The sequence below is a fragment of the Streptomyces sp. NBC_01426 genome (assembly GCF_036231985.1).
Taxonomy (GTDB): Bacteria; Actinomycetota; Actinomycetes; order Streptomycetales; family Streptomycetaceae; genus Streptomyces.
Map to the genome: position 1 here is coordinate 786,012 of NZ_CP109502.1, position 20,482 is coordinate 806,493.

Annotated in this window: 20 protein-coding genes, 1 tRNA gene and 1 pseudogene; 6 read left to right on the forward strand and 16 right to left on the reverse strand. The window is 69.4% G+C overall.

Features of this window, described 5'->3' with window-relative positions; translation table 11 throughout:
- Positions 1-10: 10 nt before the first annotated feature.
- The 4 genes from OG906_RS42330 to OG906_RS42345 all read right to left on the reverse strand — a co-directional run bounded on the left by OG906_RS42330 (position 11) and on the right by OG906_RS42345 (position 5,279).
- Positions 11-244: a hypothetical protein gene (locus OG906_RS42330; RefSeq protein WP_200726541.1), complete on the reverse strand. Its 234-nt coding sequence runs from the start codon at positions 242-244 to the stop codon at positions 11-13.
- 205 nt (positions 245-449) lie between these two features.
- A complete protein-coding gene (locus OG906_RS42335) occupies positions 450-2,480 on the reverse strand; it encodes a hypothetical protein (RefSeq protein ID WP_212728881.1) in 2,031 nt (676 codons plus the stop codon).
- A gap of 85 nt (positions 2,481-2,565) precedes the next feature.
- Positions 2,566-4,614: a hypothetical protein gene (locus OG906_RS42340; RefSeq protein ID WP_329448969.1), complete on the reverse strand. Its 2,049-nt coding sequence runs from the start codon at positions 4,612-4,614 to the stop codon at positions 2,566-2,568.
- Entirely contained in the window at positions 4,611-5,279 is a 669-nt protein-coding gene (locus tag OG906_RS42345) for a hypothetical protein (RefSeq protein WP_200726538.1), read from the reverse strand. Before OG906_RS42345 ends, OG906_RS42340 begins: the two co-directional genes overlap by 4 nt.
- Positions 5,280-5,536: 257 nt before the next feature.
- On the opposite strand from OG906_RS42345, the gene OG906_RS42350 reads away from it, so the two are divergent.
- The 3 genes from OG906_RS42350 (at position 5,537) to OG906_RS42360 (ending at position 6,876) form a co-directional block, all read left to right on the forward strand.
- Positions 5,537-6,256, forward strand: a complete 720-nt coding sequence (locus tag OG906_RS42350) for a hypothetical protein (protein ID WP_212728883.1) — start codon at positions 5,537-5,539, stop codon at positions 6,254-6,256.
- Between the two features lie 39 nt (positions 6,257-6,295).
- The gene (locus tag OG906_RS42355) at positions 6,296-6,730 is read left to right on the forward strand and encodes a hypothetical protein (protein ID WP_200726567.1); all 435 of its coding nucleotides are present in this window, start codon (positions 6,296-6,298) and stop codon (positions 6,728-6,730) included.
- 71 nt (positions 6,731-6,801) lie between these two features.
- Positions 6,802-6,876, forward strand: a tRNA-Trp gene (locus OG906_RS42360).
- Between the two features lie 46 nt (positions 6,877-6,922).
- Here OG906_RS42360 and OG906_RS42365 read toward each other — a convergent pair.
- Together OG906_RS42365 and OG906_RS42370 are read right to left on the reverse strand one after the other, a co-directional pair.
- Positions 6,923-7,248, reverse strand: a pseudogene (locus OG906_RS42365) (dTDP-4-dehydrorhamnose reductase); the annotation flags it as partial.
- 254 nt (positions 7,249-7,502) lie between these two features.
- Complete coding sequence (locus OG906_RS42370; protein WP_329448968.1) at positions 7,503-8,522, reverse strand: hypothetical protein; 1,020 nt, start codon at positions 8,520-8,522, stop codon at positions 7,503-7,505.
- A gap of 246 nt (positions 8,523-8,768) precedes the next feature.
- Between OG906_RS42370 and OG906_RS42375 the strand changes: the two genes are divergently transcribed.
- Positions 8,769-9,572, forward strand: coding sequence for a GNAT family N-acetyltransferase (locus OG906_RS42375; RefSeq protein ID WP_329448967.1), 804 nt, complete (start codon positions 8,769-8,771; stop codon positions 9,570-9,572).
- A 37-nt stretch (positions 9,573-9,609) separates the two neighbouring features.
- Here OG906_RS42375 and OG906_RS42380 read toward each other — a convergent pair whose 3' ends face one another.
- On the reverse strand, positions 9,610-10,962 hold the full coding sequence (locus OG906_RS42380) for a helix-turn-helix domain-containing protein (protein ID WP_329448966.1): 1,353 nt from the start codon (positions 10,960-10,962) through the stop codon (positions 9,610-9,612).
- 343 nt (positions 10,963-11,305) lie between these two features.
- Here OG906_RS42380 and OG906_RS42385 point away from each other — a divergent pair, with 343 nt between their 5' ends.
- Positions 11,306-12,145: a hypothetical protein gene (locus OG906_RS42385; protein WP_212728886.1), complete on the forward strand. Its 840-nt coding sequence runs from the start codon at positions 11,306-11,308 to the stop codon at positions 12,143-12,145.
- Positions 12,146-12,365: 220 nt separating this feature from the next.
- Here the strand turns inward: OG906_RS42385 and OG906_RS42390 are convergent, their stop codons facing one another.
- The 4 genes from OG906_RS42390 to OG906_RS42405 form a co-directional block, all read right to left on the reverse strand.
- Positions 12,366-12,818, reverse strand: a complete 453-nt coding sequence (locus OG906_RS42390) for a hypothetical protein (protein WP_329448965.1) — start codon at positions 12,816-12,818, stop codon at positions 12,366-12,368.
- Positions 12,819-12,869: 51 nt separating this feature from the next.
- Entirely contained in the window at positions 12,870-14,093 is a 1,224-nt protein-coding gene (locus OG906_RS42395; RefSeq protein WP_329448964.1) for a DUF4262 domain-containing protein, read from the reverse strand.
- 43 nt (positions 14,094-14,136) lie between these two features.
- The gene (locus tag OG906_RS42400; protein WP_329448963.1) at positions 14,137-14,610 is read right to left on the reverse strand and encodes a hypothetical protein; all 474 of its coding nucleotides are present in this window, start codon (positions 14,608-14,610) and stop codon (positions 14,137-14,139) included.
- Between the two features lie 551 nt (positions 14,611-15,161).
- The gene (locus OG906_RS42405) at positions 15,162-15,380 is read right to left on the reverse strand and encodes a hypothetical protein (RefSeq protein ID WP_329448962.1); all 219 of its coding nucleotides are present in this window, start codon (positions 15,378-15,380) and stop codon (positions 15,162-15,164) included.
- Positions 15,381-16,150: 770 nt separating this feature from the next.
- Here OG906_RS42405 and OG906_RS42410 point away from each other — a divergent pair.
- Positions 16,151-17,155, forward strand: coding sequence for a transcriptional regulator (locus OG906_RS42410; protein WP_329448961.1), 1,005 nt, complete (start codon positions 16,151-16,153; stop codon positions 17,153-17,155).
- Here the strand turns inward: OG906_RS42410 and OG906_RS42415 are convergent.
- The 5 genes from OG906_RS42415 to OG906_RS42435 all read right to left on the reverse strand — a co-directional run bounded on the left by OG906_RS42415 (position 17,102) and on the right by OG906_RS42435 (position 19,529).
- Positions 17,102-17,434, reverse strand: coding sequence for a hypothetical protein (locus tag OG906_RS42415; RefSeq protein WP_329448960.1), 333 nt, complete (start codon positions 17,432-17,434; stop codon positions 17,102-17,104). The genes OG906_RS42410 and OG906_RS42415 overlap by 54 nt on opposite strands.
- Positions 17,435-17,515: 81 nt before the next feature.
- Positions 17,516-17,791, reverse strand: coding sequence for a hypothetical protein (locus OG906_RS42420; protein WP_212728890.1), 276 nt, complete (start codon positions 17,789-17,791; stop codon positions 17,516-17,518).
- Positions 17,792-17,944: 153 nt separating this feature from the next.
- Positions 17,945-18,175 carry a hypothetical protein gene (locus OG906_RS42425; protein ID WP_212728891.1) on the reverse strand — a complete coding sequence of 77 codons (231 nt, stop codon included), beginning with the start codon at positions 18,173-18,175 and terminating at the stop codon, positions 17,945-17,947.
- Between the two features lie 286 nt (positions 18,176-18,461).
- On the reverse strand, positions 18,462-18,752 hold the full coding sequence (locus OG906_RS42430) for a hypothetical protein (RefSeq protein ID WP_329448959.1): 291 nt from the start codon (positions 18,750-18,752) through the stop codon (positions 18,462-18,464).
- A gap of 150 nt (positions 18,753-18,902) precedes the next feature.
- Positions 18,903-19,529, reverse strand: coding sequence for a hypothetical protein (locus OG906_RS42435; protein WP_329448958.1), 627 nt, complete (start codon positions 19,527-19,529; stop codon positions 18,903-18,905).
- Between the last annotated feature and the right edge of the window lie 953 nt (positions 19,530-20,482).

Consider the following 20,482-nt stretch of genomic DNA (forward strand, 5'->3'; position numbering starts at 1 on the left):
ACCTCGGGGGTTACAGCAGGTCCACGTCCGCGTCGACGTACCCGTACTGGCGGGCCATGTGTACCAGCGCCTCCCGCAGCCGGCTCAGGCGTCGCCGCCACGCGTGACCATGGACGGCGCCGGTCTTCGGTCGCCTGCGGTGGTGGTTCGCGCGCCGAGGACCGGTGAGCTGCACGGCCTCGCGCCGGGCGAGGAGCCGCCCACTGGTCTGGCCGCCGGCATGCGGCTCTTGTGCAGCGGCCACGGAATCGAGGTCCCGGTCGTGCGGCCATACGCCGGGGAGTTCGACGAGCGCAGAGCGTGCCGAACGTGCCTGGCTGTCGCCCGGGGCGAACCGCCCGCCCGGTACTTCGCTGTCCACTGTGCCGCGTGCGGCGCCGCCCGGGCTTTCACCCACGGACCTGACGGCGCTCCCGTGGTGGTCTGGGCACGCCGGAGGCGATGACCGGCTACACGTCGCTGGGGTCTCGTTTGTTGCCCTGAACTCGGACCATGATCAGGGTGCGCGGACGAGGGTCGCCGGCGGGGCCCGGCAGGGTGCGGACCTGGATACACGCCGGGATGGCCGCGAGACCATGCGGCTTCGGGGTGAGATCCAGGACCACGAGGAAGTTCACGGGTGGGCCGGCGACCTGGTACGAAATCGCCTGGGGCCCGTAGGTCTTGGCGTACGCGTCCCAGGAAGAGTCGGTCCAGTCCCGCTTGAGCTCCAGGGTGATGAGTTCGGTGTGCGGCTGCCAGGCGATGTCGACGCGGCCGCCCCCGATGTTGGTTTCCTCCATGCGCACCCGCAGGCCCTGGCCGCGCAGGAAGTCGCGGAGGTCGCGGCCGAGTTCGGCTTCGCGGGGTTTGTCCTCGTCCTTCTTGAGTTGGCGGAGGTAGGCCCGCGCTTGTCCCCCGTACTTCTGTGTCTCGGACAGCCGCAGGTCGACGAACCGGAGCAGGTGCAGGACCATGCGGTCCACGTCAGCGGCGAACTGCCCGACGTATCCGTCCGGGCATTGCTCCTGCAGTTGGCGGTGGGTGTCGCGGAACGCCGTAGCGATGATGGGCACTTCGTCGACCGGCAGGGCGGCTTGCCGGGAGGCGAGCATCGCTGCGATCCGCTCACTCAGTTCCGGTACGTCTGCCAGAAGGTTCTGTAGGCGCTCGGTATCTGCTGAGGAGAGCCCGAGCCCGGCGAGTTGTGCCGCCGGGCGGTCAGGTTTTGGGGACGAGGCACCACCCCCGGTGTCCAGCGCCTGCCGGAGCCGGGCGGCCTGTTCCCGAACGAGCGTGGTGGTCGGGTCCTGGTCGCGGCCAGGGTCCTCGACGAGTTCTTCCAGCCACTCGTCCAGAAGGGCCAGTCCGCCTTCGTGCGCGAGGAGGGTGGCCTCGACTCGGGGAGCGAGGAGGGAATGAAGGCCGTGCGTGGCCGCTGGTACAACAGGCCCCGGCTGGAGATTGGCCGGGGTCGAGGAGGGGGCGAACAGGTCGAGCGTCCGGTGAGCGGTGTAGACGTCCACGAGATCGCTGATCACGGCGGCGGCGTGGAGCCAGGCTCCGGGGCGGTCCGCGTGCTGTGCGCGGGTGAGGGTATCGAGGAGGTGTTGCCAGGCGGTGAGGGTGTCCAGCCGCGGAGTGCGCCACCCAGGTGGCAGGCCCAGGAGGTTGAGGCGTAGTTCCAGGACGGCTTCGTCGAGCTGGCTTCTGGCGTCGTCGGGGAGAGGAGCGCCGGCGGAGAAGGCGAGGATCGCGTCGATGGCGGCGCCGAAGGCGGCCGCGTCGGGTCGTTCTTCGTCCTGGTGGGCGTCGCTGAGGTGTCGACGGGCTTCAAGAAGGAGTGGGCGGGCGCGGTCAGCGTCGTTGGTGTGCAGGGCTTGGCGCAGGGCGAGCATGCCGAGTTCGAAGGCGGCGTCCTCGGAGACATCGTCGCGTTCGACCAGCTGACTCAGGAGGAGGCCGGGGGCGGGCGAGTCGAAATGCTCGGCGACGGCTCCTGCGACTCTGACGGTGCGCAGGGCGTAGTCGTCGTCGATCCGTGCAAGTTCCTGGTTCAGGCGGCGCAGACGGTCCAGGAGGCCATATTCGGCGGCGGCGCCGGCCAAGACGACGCGGGCAGTGCCTTCCAGGGCGATGCCGCCCAGGAGGTCGGTGTGGCTGCGGCTGGCATCGAGCCAGATGTCGGCCAAGTCATCGCCGAGTTCGTGGACAGCCTCGGGACATCCGAGGAGGGAGGTGATGACACCCTCCAGGCGGAGCGGGTCCTGAGGGACCTCGGCGGCAGTGAGGAGGAACGCACGGGCCTGGTCGTCCTGGATAGCTGTGTGGTCGGCGCACATCAGGGCGACGAGGGTGGGCAGTTCGTCGTGGTTGAGCAAGGTGGCGGTGTCCTGCAGGAGGTGGCCGAGCCCCCCGAGGTCGACGAGGGACGGCGTGGGTCCGCCGGCGCGCTGGGCGTCCACCAGCGGTTGCAGCGGATCGGGAGCGCCAGGGGACACCGGTCACCATCTCCTCACTGCGCTCGGCCGTCTGTGGAGCATAGGGGCCGGGCCTGTACCCGGAACACCCGCCGAAACGGGGTGGTCACCACAGGCGTTCCCCGGCCGGCGCGAGGCGTAGCTGGTCTTCCGGAATGACCGAGGCCACCTCCTGGCCGCGGGCGGTTGCGACGACAACCTGGAGCCGTGGTGCCGTCTCGGTGAGCTGGACGAGCCCTTCCAGCATCAGCTCCAGGTCTCCGCGGTCGACTTCTTCGGCGCCGGGCGAGTCGATGATGAGCAGTCCCGGGTGCCTGCCGACGCCAGTACGGATGCCGTGCCGCAGGAGCGCGGTGGTGGTGACGATCTTCAACCGGAGCTGCTCGCCCTCGGTGAGCGATCCGTACGACTGATGCTGGCCGCCCTTCCACACCTTCAGGGTGGCGCTTGTGCCCAGTTCGACGTCTTCGAGCATCTCCAGCCCGAGCTGGCGGCCCATCGTGACGATGTCGGTCTGGACGGCTCGGATGACCTCCTTCAGGGCCTGGGTGCGGCGGGTGTGCGCAGCCTTCTCGGCAGCCTTGAGGATGTCTTGGTCCCGTTGGAGCGGCGCGAGTCCTGCCGGGTCGCCGAGGTCGTCGAAGCGTCCTCGACGTTCATCGAGGGCGCCCTTCAGCCGGGCGACCTCGAGCTCGGCTGCTCGGCGATCGCCCGTGGCCGGGCGGGCCAGCGCCTCCTGAAGGGCGTTCCGGGTCTGGCCGAGTGCGGCAGTGACTGCGGTCGCCCTGGCCTGCTTGTCGGCCAGCACGGTGGCCGCCGTCTCAACGGCCTGTTGGACCTGGGCGAGTGTCTGGCGCAGTTCCTGGTCGTCGTCGACGTCGTCGACGTCGTCGAGGCCGTCTTCGTCGGCTGAGGTGCCGTCGTACTGCGTTGGGGACGGGTGCAGTTCGGAGGTACACAGGGAGCAGTGGCCTTCGTCTTCCCGGGCCCATTGGGTCTGGGTGACCTGGGCGTCGCAGCGGGGACACACCGTCGGTTTCAGGGTGTGGAAGAAGGCCTTGGCGAGGGCGGCTTCGTGCGCGGCGTGGACCAGAGCGGCCAGGTTCTGGCGCTGATGTTCGAGTTCGTCGTGCTGCGAGCGGGCTTCGGCGAGCTCGCGCTGCGCGGCGCCGGCCGCTTCGGTCGCCGCCGCGAGATCCTGGTACGCGCCGTTCAGGTCGGCGGCGCTCTGACCGAGGTCGGGAAGGGCGTCCAGCCGTTCCTGGGCTCGTTGGAGGCTGCGATCGAGTTCGTCGATTTTGCTCTTGCGCTCGTCTGCCTCGGCCTGCGCGCGGGCCTTGGCGGCGGACAGCTGCGCCGTGACGATCTTATGCGCGACCGAGGCGGACACCATCGTGGCGGCCCAGGGTGCTCCCAGAAAGAGCTCAAGGAGCCGGGTCGGCAGGGCGTTGCGGGCTTCGTTACCCAGGAGGTGGCCCAGGCCGGAGCGGTTGATGTGGAGGGCACTGGCGTACGCCGGCCAGGACAGTTCGCCGGTCAGGGGCGGTCCATCCACTCCTTCGGGGCGCTTCTGCTGGGTGCGCAGCGGCTCCAGACCGAGCCGGTCCAGCATGAAGGCGTCCATCAGCTCTTCGAAGGTGGCGGCGTTGTCGAAGGTCAGGAGCACCGCTCCGGTGTCCTTGGAGGCCACGGTCCCCGACGGCTTGCTGTTGCTGACGGTCATCTCGACGACGAGGGTCTCGTCGTCGAGGACGAACTCGGTGCGTACCCGGTGCAGCCAGCTCTGGACGTCGCGCTGGAGGGCACTGCGGCCGCGCAGGCACCACAGGATGATCTCCAGCACGCTGGACTTGCCGGCCTCGTTCTTGCCCGACGAAGCCAGGCACCACACTCCGGGCCCCATCTTCCAGTGGAAGTGAAAGGGCTCGCCCTCCTGGTCGTCGCCGCCATCGTGGTCACCGGCCGGAGCGGGGCGCACGCCCTCGAACTCCACCTCGGTGACGCTCAGCGAGTGCGGCCTGGGCAGGGCGGTCTGCGGACGCACGCCGTGCTCGGCGAGGACCGCCTTGACGTCGTCCAGCTCTCGGCCGGTCGCCTTCGCGATCTCCTCCAGCCACACCTCGACCGGGCCCGGGCCGCTGCTCTCTGTGGTCATGCCAGTCCCTCCTGGGCCAGCGCCTCGTCCAGGCGCTCGCGGACCCGCTCGGAGATACCGCCGATCATCCGGCGCACGGGTGTGGTGGCGTACTCGGGCTGCCCGTATTGCTGTTCCTTCAGCTGGGCTCCGGTCATCCCCTCGACCGCGGCCGCCACGTAGCCGGTCTGCTGGTCGTACCAGGCGAGGACCTCTTCGCTCTCGCGGAGCCGTTGGGCTTGGTCCGCGCCGGCCTGGAGGAGGAAGTAGTCCCTGCGGCGGACTCGTTCGTCGGACACTCGGCCTGCGCGCCGTACCGCGATGAGTCCCAGGTGGCGCAGCACGCTCAGGGCGTTGTCGAGAGCTTCGTAGGCTCCGTGGTCGTTGCGGAGCATCCGGTAGGTGTGCAGTTCCGGCTCGCGTTCTTCGAAGACGGCGCGGGCGTCGAGGAGCCGCTCCGCCGGCAGGCTGCCGTCCTGCCACCTGGTGATGATCAGGTTTGCGAGGTAGTCCGGGTTCCGTACGAGGAAGTCCAGCTTCTGCAGCTTGCGCTGGGACTGGATCGCCCGAACGGCTGTGTCGGGTACCTGCGGCCAGTCGGCGCAAGGTTCACCCAGCCGATCCAGGATGAACAGGACTCGTACCGCCGTCTGGCCTGTGGTCGGTGAAGGACTGACCGCGACCACCCCCTTGGACCTGCCCGAACGTCCAGGACCCTCACTGATTGCTGATCATCGGTCACTCACCATACAAGCGAACATCACCGAATTACCCCCGTGTGGCGCGATCGGCCCGGAAATCTCGATCGGCCGGAGGAGTGAACCCCGCGGTGTCGCCTGTGGTGTCGTATGGGCTTCATGGCGTAGGGCACTGGTTGACGGGACACCGACGTGCCGGTGCCAAGCTCGTACGTAGACAGACCGAGGGACGGAGCCCGATCGTGGTGAACGCCAGCAGTGCGCCTTTGTCCTACGTGCCGTGGTCCCCCGAGGAACCCGGCTGGACGACCGACCAGGCAGGCATCCGCGGCGCCGAATGGCTCATGGAACAACCGGGCCAGAAGCTGGTCTTGGTCCCCCAGCTGCAGAACTACCAGCAACACCCGATGGCCCAGCACGTACGGAACGCCGTCGTCGCCAAGCGCGGCGCCCTGTCGGGGTGGGACCGCGGCCCGGTACTGGCACCATGGCCAACCCGGGAGATCGTGGGCGATCTCGCCAGTGACCTCCGGGGCCGGGCGACAGCCATCTGCGTCATTCCATGGGGCACCGATCCCCTCCTGACCGCGTGGCTGCGCGCACGCCGTGCGGTGAGCGTGGTCGACGGCTCCGTACACCCCGAGGCGGACGAACCGCTGCTGGAGCCGGTGGTCGAGGCGGCGATGACCGAGCTGGGGCAGCACGTGAACCACGCCAACGCCCTCGCCAGCCACATCGACAAGGCGTTCGCCTTGCACACGCTGCTGAAACTGCACGAGGCGGGCTACCGGTGGGACGTCGACAAGCTGTGCGGCTGGGCGCTGGGTCATGGCTTCACCGGCGCAGAGGAAGACCGTCTACGGCAGTACGCCACCAAGGTGCTTGAGGGATCCACGTTCCGACCGCTTCCGACCGACCCCTTCTCCCCCGGTGCCGTTCAGCGATGGCAGGACCAGGCGTCTTAGCTGCACGCGGTGAGGTCTGGCGCGGTACCGTGTCGCGCCATGACGCTGAGGACCAGCAGGGACCTTATGGCCTGGCAGCCGCCCACCGGCTGGCGCGAGCTGAGCAGCGAACAGCGCCACGCCTACCTCGAGCGCCACGGCATACGGATCCCGCTGAGGCCGGCCGACTGGGAGCAGATGGATCACGACCGGCGCATGGGCTACCTCTCCTGGCACTCCCGGATCCTGAGCGACACCCCCGATGCGCGGGCGGCCAAGGAGCGCGAGTTCCGCAAGGACCTGCGAGCCTGGAACGTGCTGATGGGCTGGTGGATCCTGTGCCTCCTCGTCGGGCTGGGCATCGTCTGGGGAACCGGCGCGGCCGGTGAAGGCATCGGGCTGCGCATCGGCATCACGCTCTTCGCGGGCGTGGGGTACACCATGGCGATCTTCATACCGATGCTGATCAGCAGGCCCTCCCCGCCCCGCACCTGATCCTTCGTCGGTGCTCGGCCCGAAATTCGGTGGCTGAGGGAACTACGGCCGTGCCAGGCTCCAGCCACCGAAGGGGCGTAGCTCAGCTCGGCCAGAGCAGCGGATTCCAAACCCGTGCGCCGCAGGTTCGAATCCTGCCGCCCCTGCGCGAACGGCAGCGCGTCCAGGTCCTCATGGGACCTGGCCGCTCGCTCATGAGCCGACGAACTGGGGCGTCACGCCAGTGCGCTGCAGGAACTGCCGAGCACCGCGCAGTGTGGTGCGCAGATTGCGCTGGGCCGCCCGCTGTCGAGGCGTACGTCGAGGGCGCCGGGAAGGGTGCTGCCGGCCCGCAGGCCCGTGGGCAACCGGGCGTCGTCGAGGCCGTCCCGCTTGGCGATAAGGATGCCGAGGTCGTGACGGCTCAGCGCGTCGGGCCCGCCGAGATGGTGCATGCCGGCCGCGTCGCACGAGGCCAACTCCAGCAGGGCGGCGGCCAGATCGGCGACGTGCACCGGGCAGCGGACGGCGTCGGTGAATCGATGAGCAGACCGACCTGACCATCCACGGCGTGATCCTCGCCGCCCACGCCGACGCTGCGGCCCTGCGCAATGCCGAACCTGGAGCAACTGGCCGCCAGCGATCCTCGGTCCGTGCCTCAGCGGGTCCTGACCGCCATCTTCGCCACTGCCCTCGCCGCCGATGAGATCGACGCCTGGTACGAGGCCTACTTCGAGGACTGACTGAGTCGGCGGCGGTTACGGTCATCGGTCGTGTCCCTCGCCTCTTACACCTACACGCCGTCACCGCCCGCCTCGTCGGCAACTTGGAGAGTTCCGTGGGCGCCGAACACGGTGTGGAACACCACCTGCCCGCTGTTGGACGCAGCGTCACTGAACCAGCGGCTGGAGCGCAGTGCCTGGGCGACGCATTCGGCCAGTGCGTCACCGACGGGCGCGACGGACGTACCGGGCGACACCAGGTCGGGCAGGTCATCCAGGTCCATGCCGTACTGCTCAAGGTGTTGGATGAGCAGGTGGGCCAGGGCGCGAGAGGGGTCGCTGGTGTGGCGCTGCCCGTCGTCGGGGTCCATCAGCCCGGGGAAGACCACGGCGCGGGTGAAGAAGTCGCACAGGGCCCCGAACGCCTCCGGGTCCGGGTGGTGGCTGCGGTCGTCGCGTGCCGTGAGGGCCCACTGCAGGATGACGTCCACGTGCGCGCGCCGGGCCCGCTCCGCCGCGTCTGGCGTGCGGGCGTCACCGGACCCGAGGGCGGCGGCCCCGGCGGTGCCGTCGGCCTCCACGGGAAGCGGCGCCGTGACGGGCAGAACGTCACCCAGCTCGGCCTGCCACCGTTCGAATGTCGCGGCTTCCTCCTCGGCGCGCTGGTAGGCCGCGTCGTACTTGTCGTCGCCGAGGACTGCGGCAGACTCCGCCCACCTCGCGAGGATCGCAGCGTGCTCCCACCGGTCCTCGGATGCAGGAAGCTGGTCGCGGCGCCCGTCCATGAGGGCCGGCAGCAGCGCGGTGATCGCCGCCGGCGCCGCCAGTACTGGGATCGGTAACGCGACGAGCTTGTCACCGTCTCGCTCCTGGTACGCCCAGCCCGCGGACGAGTTCCACACCAGCTCCAGCCCGTCCGGCCACTCCTCGGCGGTCAGCTCCGCAGCCCCGCCGGTCCACGCCCACCGGGCCTCCGCCGTACCCCGCACCTCTCCCCGGCGGACCGCGAATTCGGCATCCGCGTAGCCGGCGCGCGCGAGAGCACCCTCGATGATGCGCGGGTACCTCTTCCAGCCCCTGAACTGGTCCACGGTGCGACCTCTCCTGTTGCTCCGAAACGGCACTGCCTCTGTCCCGGGCAGACTGCCAGCCGCCACCGACAACGCCCCCGCCGGTAACCGAACGGGAACCGAAAGCACGAGCATTCGTACGGCTCCTTTCGCTGGGCCGGCTCCACCGCAGGGGCCAGCCCCGGAGCCGCTCACTCCCGTCACCCGCCCGTGCGTCTCCGTACGAAGCCGGCCCGCTGCGAGCCGCCGGCTGCCAAGGTGACATTCATGGAATCCGTCGTCACCGCCCTGGACCGCCTCTGGCCCGCCGAGCTGCGCACCGACCATCTCTTCCTGCGGCCGGTCACCCACGAAGACGGACTCCTCGTGCACAAGCTGCTGACCGACGACCGGGTCCGCGCGCACCTCGGCGGTCCGGTCACGCAGGAGCGCGTCGCCGCCCGGCAGGCCGCCTACCCGACGACGGCCGGCGCGTGGACCGTCGTCCGCGTCGCCGACCAGCAACCGATCGGCCTGGTGACCATCGGCGCCGACCACAGGCGCGAGGGCCGCGCCGAAATCTCCTACCAGCTGCTCCCCTCCGCCTGGGGCGAAGGGCTGGGCAGGGAGGCCGTCGCCGCGGCCGTCAGCTGGTGGACGGACGCCGTCCCGGGCGGTGGCCCGCTGGTTGCGGTCACCCAGAAGGCCAACCTGGCCTCGTGCCGCATGCTGGAGTCGATCGGCATGATCGTCGTGGACGAGATCGACGAGCACGGTGCGCGCCAGTGCCTCTACACCCCCGCGGGCGACCAGGACGACAGCGATCTGCGCTGGGTCCGTCTGCTCGCCGAGCACCGGGACGCCGTCGAACGCCGACGAGGTGCCCAGGCACGCGCGACCGCGGCCGGCCAGAACCTCCCCGACGACCTCGCGGTGCTCACCCCCGAGGAGTTGGCCCGGCTGTGCCCCGCCCGTCACGGCGCCTACGGCCGAGTCTGCGCCCGCAGGGCCGATCACACGCCAGACCTTCACCTGGGCAGGGCGCAGGACGGCGCGTGGATCGCCTGGCTGATAACGGCTGGAGCTTCCTGACCGCTCGCCCCGGCGCGGCCAAGGAGCGCGTCGGCGCTCAGAACTCGCTGGCGCGCATGGGGACGAGTTCGGCGACCTCGAACTGGGTGGTCTCCGGGTGCAGTTCGAGGAAGCGGGCGATGACCTGGGGGTGAGCCTGGCCGACGAACAGGTCCAGCGCCACAGGGTCGAGGGGACCGTCGTCCAGCTGCAGGTACGTCATGGCCAGATGGGCGCCGTGATGCAGAGCGTCTTTCTCGGTGGGGTAGGTCCAGGTGCTCAGCCCGCGTCGCGGCTCGCTGCGGTGCAGCAGAACCCACGGGCCGCCGGCCGCCCCCTCAGGCGCGTCGGCCAGGGCCCGGCAGGTGCGGCACCACGACGCGTTCGCGGCGAGCCGCTCCGCTGAACCGGCCCCCCACACCGGTTCTGGCACGACGATGCGCGCGGCTGTCGGCCGTACGGGCAGGGTCTGCGGCTCCCGGGTGAGCAGTTCGGGGACCTGGTAGGCGGTGCGGGCGCGGCCTTTCCGGCCTGCCGGGAGCTGCCACAGAGCCCGCGGCCACGGCTCATCGAAGGTTACCGAGGGGCTGCTGCTGAACGGTCGGCCGAGGCCGGCGAAGTCCCTGTGGGACGGTTTCGGCTCCTCCCCGGGAGGCAGCGGCAGCAGCCAGCCGGCCGCGTCCTTCACCCAGCCCTGCCGGCAGCCGCCACACCAGTGCACGGCGGCAGCCTGCTCGGCGGGGCTGTCGTACCAGTCCGGCTCCTCCCGGCCCAGCCCTAGCCGCGTCATGGCGGTCGGCTTCTCGCACGGGCAGGACGCGAACCGGTACAGCTGCACATCGGGCTGCTCGTCGCGCGAAGCGTGCAGCCACGCCCGGTGGACACCCAGCGCCTCTGCCAGCGCCTCCCGCTCACGTTCTCCGGGCCGGGACCGGCCCGCCGCCCAGTGCCCGATCTGGTGCGCGCCGACGCCGACGTCGCCGCCCAGGCCGACGGCTGTCTTCGCGGCCGCCTCTTGCAGCAGCCGCAGGCGTCGCGCGAAGGGAGCCAGCTCCAGCAGCGCCCACACCGGATGGTCACCACGGGGTTCGACGTACTCCAGATCGTCTTCCCACACCTCATGGAGCTCGTTGTAGGACGTGGCGTGCTCGGCCAACGTCTCGATCACCCACCCGCGCACCGCAGCGTCGTGTGCCCACTGCTCATCGGTAGCCTCACGCGCCGCCGCGTCCGCGTTCTCCTCCAGCACCAGCTCCTCGTGCATCGGGAACACCAACTCCTCGACGGCCAGCAGTGCCCGGGAGGCGACGACACGACGAGCAGGCTCCGGCACCGCGCCGTTCAGCACACCCGACAGCACGTCGACGGCCCGCACCACCAGCCGGTCCTGCTGCTTCCCCCACCTGCTCACCCTGACCCCCTCCCGCGGCCGCCGCGGCCCCGCACGTGCCACATCATCCCGACTACGACACGGACTCGGGCGACAACGACCGAAGTTCACCCACACCAGAGCAGACCCGCCTCACCCCTCGGCCGGCCACCAGCGCCCAGCGTCAGGCCCAGCACAGCCGCTGGCTACGCGGCCACATACGCGGTGCCCGCCGACCGCCTCGGCGCCGTCGCCGAACAGGCCGAACTCGCCCCCGCGCCCGCCCGACCCTGCGCCGTAGCAGCCGGACAACCAGCACGCATGCCGCACCCCAACACACTCGACTACGCTGCGCGTTGTCGTCAGGGCGAAGGAAGGGCGGGCTGTGGCCAAGCGGACGAGCGGCCCCGAGAAGAACCGCAAGGAGCCGATGTCCGGCGTCGCGCGCCGGCTGTGGGCGTTCTCCGGCAACGAGTGCGCTTGGGGCGACCCGCACTGCCCAACGCGGCTGGTCACGGATGAGGGCGCCTGGGTCGGCAAGATCGCCCACATCATCGGCGCTGAGCCCGGCAGCGCCCGGCACGAGGCATGGGACGGCCGGGACGTCGAACAGCTGAGGGACTTCGACAACCTGATGCTGCTGTGCGGGGTGCACCACGACCTGATCGACAGCAGCGTCACCCGGGACAACTACACCGTCGAGTACCTGCGCGCGGTCAAACAGAAGCATGAGGGCACGTACCGGTACACGGTCGACGACATCGAGGCCGAGTTCCGGGACACGGTCAACGGCTTCCTGGTGCGGCCCGCCACCACCATGCGCCGCTTCTTCGCCTGGGAGGACGCCGACCAGGATCCGTCGGACGAACAGGACGTCCTCGAACTGGTCAACCGCTTCGCGGGGCGTGTCGGCGGCCTCACGCGGATGGCCCGACAGGTCCTCGCCCTCGTGGTCCACGAGGAGACCACGGACTTCGAACTGGTGTTGCGGCGCTTCTCGGCGGACCGTACGACGCTGCTCAGCGTCGTACGCGAGCTCCAGAAGGCGGAGATGGTCTACCTCCACGACGAGGAATACGACGAGGACCGCGGGCAACTGTCCCTGCTCGGTGGCGCTCTGGAGGGTGTCTCCGAGATGTGGGACGAGCTTCGGGGCTTCTGCCTCGACGAGAAGGTCGACCTGAAGGAGATCCTGGTGGATCTCGACTTCTCCCGCCTGGACTGAGCCGTCGGCGACTGTACGAACCGCCCCGGGAGTGACGGCCCCGGCCGTACTGCGTCCCGTCACGGGGACCGGGGCCTGTCCCGCACACTCCATTCCGGCACGGGCCACAGCGAGACTAATGGGTGAGCCGAGAGCTCCAATACGGCTCTCTGCGGGCTCGACTCACCGGCCGGGACGAGGTGCCGCGCAACGGCGCGGCACCGGGACTCCCCTGGCGCGTTCATGCAGCCGGCCGCCGTACAGGACAGCTACCACGAGCGGCGCCACCGACTGCACCGTTCTCCCCATCCTGGACTCGGGCCGTGTCCGCCTCAGCGGGCCCAGCAGCGACACCGTAGAAGCCACCGAAAGCCTCGACCCCGCTCTTCCCCTCCAGTTGAGCAAGCAGCGCTGCCGCTGCCACGCCGCGAGCAAGCTCACTCGCCGTCCAGACCACACGGTTCTGCGCGCGTCCCGACCGAGGACGACCATCGCTGAACTGCAGCACGTCACCGTTCTCGCCCAAGCTGCCGCCAGCGCGCTCGGCTTCACCACGTAGCCAGTTCTTGGCCTGCTCGCGAGAATGGCCCCATTGCCTGAGCTTGTACGCGATATCACTGCCGCACAGCGGAACGGCGAAATCCAGAAAGAGCCGCAGCTCCTCAATAGCATCCAGCGGTTCGGGCTGACGCATGAAAATACCCCCTAAAACGACAACGCAAGAATTTGAGAACCCCGAAACCGGCTAGAGAAGCGGTTGCGTTCCGGGCGAAAGCGAGCAAGAAGCATCAGTCGGGAAGACGCCGTCACGATCGGGCCACACGGCCTGCCAGTACGGCACAGCGGTATCCCGGCCATACACCGCCCGTAGCATCGCGAAGGGCTCCAAGGACTCCACGGGGCGCATGAGCAGCCGGAATCCGTTCGCGAGAAGCCCGTCCAGGACCTCACCGGCGACCGGACCAGACGATCCGGCGAACCGCTCGACGACGGAATGGAGCACGCCCTGCATCGCCCTGACGTCCAGGCCGGCCATCACGAACTCATGTCCCAGAGACTCGTGCAGACCGACGGTGTAGCAATAGGCGGCAGAACCCTCATCAGCAAGAACCGCCTGGACGGCGAACCCGTGCTCCGCGATAATCTCACGCAGTCGAGCAACGTACTCCGTCATGAAATCGGGCAGACACACACGGCAATCCGCGTCCCCGCAGGAATCGTAAGGTCGGCCCTCCGGCAAAACACTGGCCGCGACAGCGGGTGTGAAATCCAGATCGCGAACAACCAACTGGGACAGGTCGTCCTCCTGATGGAACGACTCCAGAGCCGGAAGATCGATCAAACCCCACCGGCCCTGCGACAGGTCACCGCCCAGGCACGACCACCCGTAAGCCTCACCGCTCGCGTCATCGACCTCCACGACGTACCACTCGCCCCAGGCGGAGAAGTACCGGAGGCCGACCACCCTGTGCCCATGCGGCTCCAAGACCGTTGCCCACAGACCCGGGATCTCGGCCAGCACCGCCGGAGCCGGATAGAAGTCGTGGCCGCGCTCCCCGCGCCACACCTCAGGCGGCCGCGTCCCGACCGGAGCACCCCCCTGCACGGAACGCTCGGGCGCGGGCTGGGCACGGAAGACGACCTGCTCCACATCCGGGTGGTAGATCGAGGCTTCGTCGCCGTCCCAGCGCACCGTGTACGTCTCCAGGTCGCCGGGCAAGGCGCGCAGTTCGGGGACGGTCTCCATCGCCCGGAGGAAGAGGGCGATGAACACCTCCTCGGGGGTCCCGGAATCGGCAGAAACGGTGGTTCGCTCCCAGGGGTGCCCGAGGAAGCGCATGCGGATGTCCGCCATGATCAGTTCTCCAGTGAATCGTGGGTGGGGGAGGCCGGGGAGTGGCTGGCCGTTGTGCGCGTCGTCGATCCGGGCGATCGCGGAGCGGCGGCGCCGCGCCGCCGCATGCGTCACCGGCCAACCGGCCCCGACGGGGTGAAAGGGGGAGGAGCCCGGATCAGGAGTCGGACGACTGCTGCGCCCGGTACTCGCCCACCACGGCGAGCACCGCGATGCCGAGAAGGCCGGCCCCCTCGCCCGCCATCCAGTCGCCGAGCGTCGCTCCCGGGCTGTTGCTCAGCCGTTGGATGAGGTCGTGCACGCCGACATGCGGAACGCCCTCGGCATCGCAGCCAGCCTCGAAATGTCCGAACTTCGGGACGTGTGCGTGGTAGTGCCCGTCTGTGCTCCAGTGAGGGTCCTGCCACAGCTCGAACACGGCGTTCGGGGCGTCCTCCTCCAGTCGCGCGGCGACCTCTTCGCAGAGGCCCAGAGCGGCGTCCCGGGAGCGGTAGACCTGCCCTAGCGTGAGGACCTCGGCAGGGCCACGCTCGTACTCGCCGCGGAGGCCGTGCTCCCGCATGAGGTCGAGAAGCGGAACGAGTTCGCCAGCGGGTGCCGAATGGATGCGGAGCTGCAGATCAGCAGACACGTTTCTTCCTAGGTTCGAGCGCCACGACGGGCGCGCACATAGAAGGGGGAGGGGGGAGGGGCAGGGCCGCGCGTTTCGGGAGCGGCAGAGGTGAAGCAGAGGGCCTTCGGCTATTCGGCCAGCGCCCTCGCACCTGCGGAGACCGGCGCGAGGCGGCTCTCCGGCTGTCCGGCGCGACGGGGAGGACCGGTTGACGGTGGCTGTCAGAGCCGCGATGTCTCACGCTGCCAGTCGCGCGTCTCAGCGCGGCGAACCAGACGCCGGAACCAGGGCCCTTTTTCGCCCTCGTCGCTGTACCGACCCGGCAGGATCTTGCTTCCCACGGAGCCGGTCCGAGCGTTCTTGACCTTGCGACGCCTCGCGGGACGCTTCTTTGCCCCGGTTCCCGGGACGGGGGTACTCATGTCGAGATCAACTCCGTAATCGCCCCGATGTCTCACGCGTGGTCGTTCTCGGCGCAGACGGGGCAGTCGTCGGGACAGCGGTTCAGGGGTTCGGGCACGGCCCGAGAGGGTTAGAAGGTCAGCGACTGAGGCTGTTCAGCTCACGCTTCACTCCTCACTGACCACCACCCGCACGCCGGACATGCGGCACTCCTGGCCGCGCACGATGTGGCCGTCGAGCCGGCCACTGATCAGGTCGACAACCGCTCCGCACCCGGCGGACGGACAGCGGACGGCCATCACCCGGCCCTCGTCGTCGAGGAGGGGCATCTCGGGGGCGACAGCCATCGCGGTCTGCTCGCCCTTCAGGCGTACGGAGAAGGTCACCGCTCGCCCGGCCCGTATGTCATCGAGACACGACTGGCACAGGGGCTGCTTGCGGGCTCTGGCTGTGGCCGCTGGTGAAGGGGTCGCACGGTGGCCGTCAGGAGAGATGCCGGGCGGCAAGCCCGTCTCGGGGTCGATCAAGAGGCTCGGGGCGGTGTGGCGTTCCAGCTCGTGAAACATGGTCGGGCGGCCGCAACAGGGGCATTTCATCAAATAGAACAACGCGAGCTCTCAGGATCGTCGGAGTGGGTGGGCGCGGACTGCCCCTGCGGGAAGGGCTGTCCTGCGGTGACTTGGGGCTGTCACGGGGAGATGCAGCCGGTGACCCCGGTCGGGTCGACTTCCTCGACGAGGCCGCGGGCGGCGGCCTGTTGGTCGGGTGGCTTGTCGGCGGGTTCTGCGGGTCCCCCGCCCTCGCGAGAACAACAATACACATGGAAACACTAAGACGCAACATCCGAGATTCTCGACTCCCATGCAAGGCACGGCCAGCCTCAACCTGAACGAGAGCGGGGGCCGTCCGCCTCGGGACCCCGGCCCCCGGGCATGTGCCGGAGAGCCTCAGGGACCGTCCGGTCGCCGCCGTCCCTATGCCGCGACGCGCGAGTGCCCGTTACCCATGCGGCGCGCCGGGCCTCCGCGCCCCCACATCCGCCCGCCCAGACACCGGAGCGCCAGAGCAGAAAGGGGCGCGCGGAGCCGGCAGATGTGCGCCCTGCCCGGGACCCGGCCAGGCCCGTACCGTCGCAAGAACGGCCGAAGACCCCGGCATGACGCCCGGAACAGCGGTCGAGGAGGACGGTGGCATGGTGATGGAGCGCAGGAGGGTACTGAGCGCCGGGCTTTGCGCGGCGGCACTATGGGCGGGCGACACGACACCGGCACTCGCCAGCGGACTCAGCCAGCGCCTGGCGGACAGGGAACTCCCGGCCGCGCACAGGTTGTTCGCCACAGGCCGGTACGACCGGCTGCACCAGGTGCTCCCTGGGATGGTGACCCGCGCGAGCGAGAGCGAACGAACGGGCCCGGTCGGCGCCAGCCGGGCGGCAGGGGTATGGGTGCTCGCCTCTCAACTAGCGGTCAAGGAAGGCGACGTAGACACGGCGGCCGCCTTCGCAGTCCGAGCCGGAACGGCGGCCCGCCGCTCGGGCCACCCGGTCCTCCTCGCGGCCGCCGCGCGCGCGGCGGCGACGCCGCTGCGCCGTACGGGCCGCTCGGATAGCGCCCTGCAGCTGCTCCAGGAAGCACACGATGAGCTGAACGCCGGCCCCCGACCGTCCGCGGTCGTCCTGGACGCATCCGGAATGGTGGCCCTGACCGCCGCGTACACCGCCGCCCAGGCCCGCATGCCCTCCGCTGCCGAGCAGTTCGCGTCCCTGGCCGAACAGACCGCGGCCCGCCTCCTCCACGACCGGGGGCGAGTGCCGGCGGACGGGGAGCTGTCGCCGACGCAGTGCATGCTGTACCGGGTCGGGATCCACCAGAAGCTCGGCGACATCGACCGCGCCCTGGCGTACGCCGCGGGCCTGGAGCCAGCCGTGCTGCCCACGCCGGAGCGCCGAGCCCGCGCGGCGACCGACACCGCCCGCGCCCTGCTGGCCGCTGACGACGTGCCATCCGCATTCGTCCAGCTACAACTCGTGGAGCGTGCCGCACCGCTGGAGGCCCGCCGCCCCTCGGTGCGCGCGCTGACTGCCGAGGTCGCCGCGCGCCGGCCGGACCTACCGGGCCTCACCGCCTTCGCCCGCCGCACCGCCCTGCGCGTCGCCCTCTGACCGCTCCGCCGACCGAATCCCCACCGCCCCTTCCTCGTACAGCTTGATCAGGGTCGAGCACACCGTGCACTCTGTTGCCGGGAACTGCTCCAGTTCCGAATGGACGCGGCAGTTGCCAGCCGCATCGACCGGCCACCCGTGGCGGTGTTCCAACCAGTCGTTGTAGTCCATGCCAGTCAGCCCGAGGAACTCGTACTGCTCAGTCGGCTGCGCCTCCCACTGTTCGCGCAGCGAGTCCATGAACTCCTGACGATTCACTGTGCTGCTGTCCTGGGACACCTGTTCTCCTCTCATTCGCTTGCGGACACCACGTCCGCATGGACTCCGAGCCGGAAGCCCAGCCCGGCGTGCTGGGCGTCGTCAGCCCAGGTAGTAGGTGTGTGTCGGGCGAAAGGTCGGGTAGAGCAGCTCGAACCAGCCCGGCCCCCGAGGATCGTCGAAGGCGAGCAACGCCGGGTCTTCCAAGGTGCAGCAGCCACACTTCGGATCCATCCACGTGATCGCGAGGTGGGGAAAATCGACCGACATCTCGCGGATGGCCTCATCCCACGCTCTCTTGTCCTCGTCGCGCCAGTCGTGCTGAGCCCCGTCCATGTAGACCCGGTCCAGGCGCTCGGCCCATTCGTCGAATGTCATTCCTGCGGCCTCTCGGTCCTTGTGGTGCTGTGAGTGGCCCGGTCCAGCCCCGGCTAGAAGGGGTGCGGGTGCCGATGTCGGGCCCGGTGGGTCAGGCAGTTTTGCCTTGGTTATGAGGGCGGTGGTGCTCCTGGGGTGTGAGGGCCAGCCGGGTCAGTTCAGTACGCGGAACTTGCGCCAGTCGGCCCACTCGATCCAGGTCGGCCATTGCGGAACGAGTCCGTCAAGGAGGCGTGTGGCGCCGTTGCGCTGCTCAAAGTCGAGGAGTCGCACACGTCGGGTGGCGGTGTAGAGCACGGTCTGAGAGTCGGCCATGACCGAATCGTCGACCTCGACCAACATTCCGATGTGCTCCGCCGACAGGGCGGCAAGGGTCGTGCCCATCTCAGGTGCTGCTCCTTGGTGTTGGGTCCGGCCCGGGACCCCTGTGGAGGGCCGGGGCCGGGGCCGGGCCGGGGGTGGGCGCGGACGGTCGTGGGGGTGGGCGCCGTCCTGCCCTGGTCTAGGTGTTCTCGCGGGCTCTACGGCGCGTAGGCCGGCGGCCTTGGGGCGTCGGCCGGATGAGGACCGCGTACTGATCCGGTGGCCCCTGGGGGTTCCCGGGCGGCCCCGGGTGGAGGTGTTGCGGGCCGCCGGTGGTGGGGGGTCTAGTAGCCGTTCAGCTTCTTGCTCAGGTGGGCCCGCCATCCGCTGCTGCCCCGGGTGCACGCTCCGGCATCCCGGTCTCCCTGAGCCGGACGATGCGGGTGTAGCTGACGGTGGAGCGGTAGTTCTCCATGCCGTCCTTGATCTTGAACCTTCGGCCGTCCGAAGTGTGGATCAGCTCCCGGCCGATCTTGGCCACGGTGACCATCGTGTAGCCCCAGTGGACCTGGCACGTCTCGTACTGGGCGACCTGGTCACCGACCTTGATGCCCTGGAGCCGCGGATCCGGGGCCCGCACTGCCTCGCTGAAGTCCATGTAGGTTTCTCGCTCTTGATCTCGCCCTGGGCCGCCGCGCCCTAGCTAAGGCGCTCGGTGTGGGAGGGGCTGGGCCCGGGCTCCTGGGCCCCCTGTCGGGCCGGGCGGCCCCTGTGGGGGGTTGGGGTCGCCCGGCCCTGTCCTGGGGGGTTAGGCGGTCTTGTAGCCGTTCAGCTTCTCGACCAGCTCGGCGCGGATGAGGGCGAGTGCCTGGGCCTTGTCGTCGACCTTGGTGATCTGGGCCTGGATGGCTTCGGCGCGCTGGGCGTTGAGGAACTTGGTGTAGGTGGCCTCGCGGGCCGGGGTGTTCTTGTCGGCCTGGTAGGTGGTGACCAGGGCGGTGACGAGGTCGCGGACCTTGTCGAAGGTGTCCTGGCTGGCGTTCTCGGCCGGGGCGCTGGTCTCGAAGGCCGCCCCGAGCATCTGCTTGCGGAACTTCAGCAGCGGCGCGGCCCCGTTGTCCGTCTCGGCGGTCAGGTCGGCCGGGTTGACCAGGTGACTGCCCACCACGTACGGCAGCTCCATGTCACCGAGCTTCGGGGCGTCGGTCCGCTCGTGGCGGTTGGTCCCGCTGCCCTTGCCGAACTGGACGTTCAGCAGACCCTCGACCTTGGGGAACAGCTCCCAGTTCGGGTGGACCACGACCGTGCCGATCGGGAAGGTCCCGTCCTGGAGCACGCGGGACAGGTCGTAGACCGACTCGCCGTTCTCGCCCGTCTCGACCGCGTACGAGTAGGTGTGACCGGCCGGGGTGGTGAACGTCTGGGTACCGGACATGAAGATCCCTCCAAGGGAGTCAGTAGGTGGTTTCTCGGCCGGTTCTTCGTTCCCCCGACCTCGTGATAACTACTGTACACATCGAATCGTGAATACGCAACACAGGAACGGGACCACCCCCACACGCTCAACCAAACCAACCCCCAACTAGGAACCTCATCCCCCCGCAACCCCCACCCCGCGACCGATCACACCCACACCCCCGCGCCCGCCCCCGACTCGCCCCGACCCCACCGGAGCCACCGGCGACCGCCCGACCCCGCCCCCGCGCGACTCCGGATCTAACACCCCCCACGGGCCCACAACGCGAATCTAACGCCACCCCGGAAATCCGCCCCAGCCCAACCCGCGAATCTAACACCCGCCCCGTACGCGCCGATTGGAGCGGCCCCGGATCTAACACCCCGGACCACCGGATCTAACACCCCCTCAAACAGCGAACCCCCGAATCTAACGCCACCCCACATGCGCCCCGGAAAGCCGCACAGAATCCCGTGAACGCCACACACCCGGAACCCCTTCCCCAACCCGCCAAGAGCCCTGTAGGCTGCTACTACAGCCCCCACAGAGGCACCCCGGCCCCGCCGGAGCAGCCCCCGGGCACGGAAAGCGGACACCCCGTCAATTCCCACCGCACAACTTGAATTCCAGGGACTCGAACCCCTAGAATGATCTGGCAGCACAGGAAATCAGGACCACCCGCAGAGAAACACCACCGGGACAACCTGAAAACCCGTCGAGAAACCACAGAAAAGGCCCGCCAGGACCACCGAGGGAACCCCTCCACCTAGCCAGCCATTCGTTAACCCCAACCACAGGAAGAGAAACCGAATTCACGGCCGGACCGCCCGCCGGCCTCCGGCCCGCCCCGCGGGCCGGCTCCTCGGCGGCCCCCGGCCGGCCGGTCAGCGCTCTGCGCTGACGGTCTTTCAGAGGCGCTCTGCGCCCTCTGT